At 54.9% G+C, this 3,149-nt stretch carries 3 protein-coding genes and 2 pseudogenes; 2 read left to right on the top strand and 3 right to left on the bottom strand.

Annotated elements, in window-relative coordinates; translation table 11 throughout:
• The 3 genes and pseudogenes from XcuCFBP2542_RS18605 to XcuCFBP2542_RS18595 all read right to left on the bottom strand — a co-directional run.
• A pseudogene (locus XcuCFBP2542_RS18605) lies at positions 1–263 on the bottom strand (IS3 family transposase); the annotation flags it as partial.
• Positions 264–295: 32 nt separating this feature from the next.
• Positions 296–784, bottom strand: a complete 489-nt coding sequence (locus XcuCFBP2542_RS18600; protein WP_158251470.1) for a transposase — start codon at positions 782–784, stop codon at positions 296–298.
• A 40-nt stretch (positions 785–824) separates the two neighbouring features.
• Positions 825–1,259 (bottom strand): annotated as a pseudogene (locus tag XcuCFBP2542_RS18595) (integrase); the annotation flags it as partial.
• Between the two features lie 546 nt (positions 1,260–1,805).
• On the opposite strand from XcuCFBP2542_RS18595, the gene XcuCFBP2542_RS20385 reads away from it, so the two are divergent.
• Together XcuCFBP2542_RS20385 and XcuCFBP2542_RS19455 are read left to right on the top strand one after the other, a co-directional pair.
• Positions 1,806–2,069, top strand: a complete 264-nt coding sequence (locus XcuCFBP2542_RS20385) for a hypothetical protein (RefSeq protein WP_104605701.1) — start codon at positions 1,806–1,808, stop codon at positions 2,067–2,069.
• 117 nt (positions 2,070–2,186) lie between these two features.
• Positions 2,187–3,005: a hypothetical protein gene (locus XcuCFBP2542_RS19455; RefSeq protein WP_146090366.1), complete on the top strand. Its 819-nt coding sequence runs from the start codon at positions 2,187–2,189 to the stop codon at positions 3,003–3,005.
• Positions 3,006–3,149 lie beyond the last annotated feature (144 nt).

Genomic DNA, 3,149 nt, shown 5'->3' with positions numbered 1-3,149 from the left:
GATGCGATGTAAATCCCTTGATCTGCCAGCCGGGGCACGATCTGCGAGGGGGGCAGGCTCTGGTAAGCGGGCTGGTTGGCGACGGCCATGATGCGTTCCTTATCGACGCAGCTCAGCGCATGCGGGCAGTGCTTGGCCGCGCCTTTTCGAGCATCTATCAGCGTGCTGGCACCGCGCCAACGGCGCAGCGTGCGGCAGCTGATGCCCAGCACCTGGCATGCCTTGATCTCGCGGGCGCCGGCGGCCACTGCCTCGGCGATCAACGTGACGGCTCTCTGTTTCAACGACGCGGGGATCAGACGTCCTCGTCGGTGCCCCAGAGAGCCTGGGCTTTTTTTGACAGCGTCAGCAGCGCTGCCGCCTCCGCCAGGGCGCGATCCTTGCGCAAAAGCTCCTTCTCAAGCTGCTTGACGCGCTTGCGCATCACCGTGGAAACCGCCCGCTCCGCTGCCGAGGCGCTCGACTGCATGGTCTCAAAGGCCTGCCGCCAGGCAGCGATCTGCTCGGGGTAGATGCCGTTTTCACGGCACCACGCCGAGCACTCGGTCTCGTTCATCGGCATCGTCTGGGCGACGGCTCTCAGTTTGGCTTTCACGTCCCATTTGTCCGGCGAAGTAGCGGTGTCGGGCACGATATATCCTTGGCTGCGGATCTGTTTCTTCCACGCGTACAACGTGGGGGCGCTGATGCCAGTGTGACGGCTCAGGTCAGCAACGCTCTGATTGTTGGGGGGCATCATCCGCCGGACGATCTGGTCTTTGAGTTCGGGGCTGTAGCGGGCCATCGGGCTCTCCATCTGAGGATTCAGGGGAGCGGACAACTATCGTGACATGGGGGGGGGCCCAGCGCAGGAGCTTCCAGAGCGCTTGGATGTGGTAGTAGTCGACTCGAGCCGCAGAGATGTTGCCGCAGGTCAAAAGGAGCAGCTTCAAGGTGCGCTCGGTGGACTGGACGGTCTTTGGGTCCAGCTGTCGGCGTCGCATGTCTTCGAGGTGATCCTCGATCTCCTTGGCCAAGGAGCGCGAAGGCGTGCCCATGGGTAGTTGCGCAGGGTAGCGCGTGGTGTTTTTCAGGCCGCTCTTCCGCCCGGTTTCGTCGAGCGCGGCGAGGATGCACTCTTGGAGATTGATGGCCGCTTCCCGGCCTCGGATGATGGCGCGGTCGATGCGAAACCGGCCGATGTGGATGCCTTCTAAATGCAGGAGGCCGAAGGGCGAAGCGATGTAATCGTTGAGTGCGGCGGAGGGTAGAGCGGTCATGGGTCACTTCCATCGAGAGATGGAAGTAGGGATATGACAGGACGAAAATTCGTCAACGGGGGCGATACAAAAACTTGCGGCGACGGCGAAGTCCTTAGGTGTTGGGGTTTCCCCTCTACGGTGATCCCCAGACTCGCCAATCTGTTATCTGGCGAGAAGCCTTATACGCCAAGGGTTTGCAGCGAATCGAGGTCGATTTATCGCAGTCAATTGCGTACTGTTTGCAGTAAATAAGCTAACTAGATGAGTTTGATATTCGATTTTAAAGATGAATTTAAGTTAAATGTTAGCCTATTAATTGTTAGGGTTATTTATATTCAAAGCAGCGATCTGCCTGGTTCGGAACTTTCTGACATCCAATAGGCGCGACACCGATGGTGCGACGAATGTCGGGAGCGCAGTCTGACCTTGCCGGACGTGGGAGCCAATGGTCGCTCACCCTACGGGGCGCTTGAGCAGCGCCATCTCGGCACCTGAAGGGGCTAGCTGTCTTGCGTTGGCCGCGGCGTCTCAAGCAGTGCGACCGCACTGCCGATACTCAGGCCCATGGACAGATCAGAGCTGCGCCTTCACCTCGAACGCCTGGATGCTGCGGTGCCCGCCCTGCGGGCTTCAAGTCCTGATCGCCGTCATTTTGGCGATTCCTTTGCCAGTATGGCTATTGGTGGGGGTGGCAGGCACGAGAGAGTTAGGACATCGGTTGGCTTGCGCAGTTGGGAGATCGGGGTTATAGTTGCTCTGATTCCGTCTCGTTGGTGCGTTTCAGCCCTACGGTCCGGAAGGAGCGAAGGCCGGTGCGGCGAGCCGTAGGTTGTCCCACAGCATCCTATGTTGATTTGTCGCAATTCTAAGCCCGCCAGAGCAAAGTGGATATAGAAAACGGGGCCAATGGCCCCGTTTTCGCATTTGGAGGCTTTTGGAGGCTTCGTGAATCAAACTAATGACTGGACGCAAGTAATCTCCGAAATGATTGGCCTTTCGGGGGATAAACCGATACCAGGTGCTAAGGCACGAGTTGCTATTGAGCGAATTGCTCAAGAGAAAGGTCTGAGTTTTCCGCCAGCAGAGATGGCAGGAAAGAAGTTTTATGATTACCTCGAAAATTTCCCAAGTATTATTTCGCTCAGAAAGCGACTTCATCAAGATTTCCTAATCGCGCCGGCAGACAGGCCGGAGCTCTTGGCTTCTATGCCAACAAAACGTGGGAAATCACCCCAGTTGCGTTCTGACTTATATCAAGCTTTAACCAAGGAGAGGCTTTCTAAAGAAAAGCCTTTTTATGATGTAGGTCGAGATTCGGTTAATTGGTTTCACCCTGCTGAGGCCGTATCCGGTCAGATTGAATTTCCTTCGCCGGTTCCGTCTGAGGATTTTCGTCGAGTCTACGCAAATCAAAGCGAGTATCGCATCGAGCTTTCTGATGCTGTTGCAAATGAGGCTATTTTTTCTAAAATTGTTCGTGATAAAGGCCTGGGGCGTGATTGGCACGAGTTTCGTTTACGCCAGCTTATTGATCAGCTTAAAGAGTGGGCGGACTCAAATAAAATACCGTGGGGGAATTCATGGATTGAGGGTTCTTCAGGTGCAGGTGTTTTAATGGCAAGTGATCCGAAGCGATCAGCAGTAAAGTCTAGCCAGTTATCAAGCTTTTTTGCTAGTTTGCACTCTCTGCTAGATGATGATGACTTGCGTCGTATTAATGTTCCCATGGATATAGTTATGAAGTTAATGTCTTCTAGGGGTTAATATGCCCGTTGCGCTGATTGCCGGACTTCCTCAGAGTATGGTGTCACGCGTCCGGTGATTGTCAACATAGTTGTCCGCTATTTCATGCTGCGAACTTCATTTCATCGGGTGCTTTTCTATCGTCGTTATCCGGGTTCAGCCACA

It is taken from the genome of Xanthomonas cucurbitae (assembly GCF_002939885.1).
In the GTDB taxonomy this organism is placed as follows: domain Bacteria; phylum Pseudomonadota; class Gammaproteobacteria; order Xanthomonadales; family Xanthomonadaceae; genus Xanthomonas; species Xanthomonas cucurbitae.
The sequence above is the reverse complement of the archived record's forward strand: the minus strand, read 5'-3'. Positions and strand labels throughout refer to the sequence as shown.

Coding starts and splice junctions, on each gene's coding strand:
- XcuCFBP2542_RS18600 (WP_158251470.1), bottom strand. CDS start 784: ATGGCCCGCTACAGCCCCGAACTCAAAGACCAGATCGTCCGGCGGATG.
- XcuCFBP2542_RS20385 (WP_104605701.1), top strand. CDS start 1,806: ATGGACAGATCAGAGCTGCGCCTTCACCTCGAACGCCTGGATGCTGCG.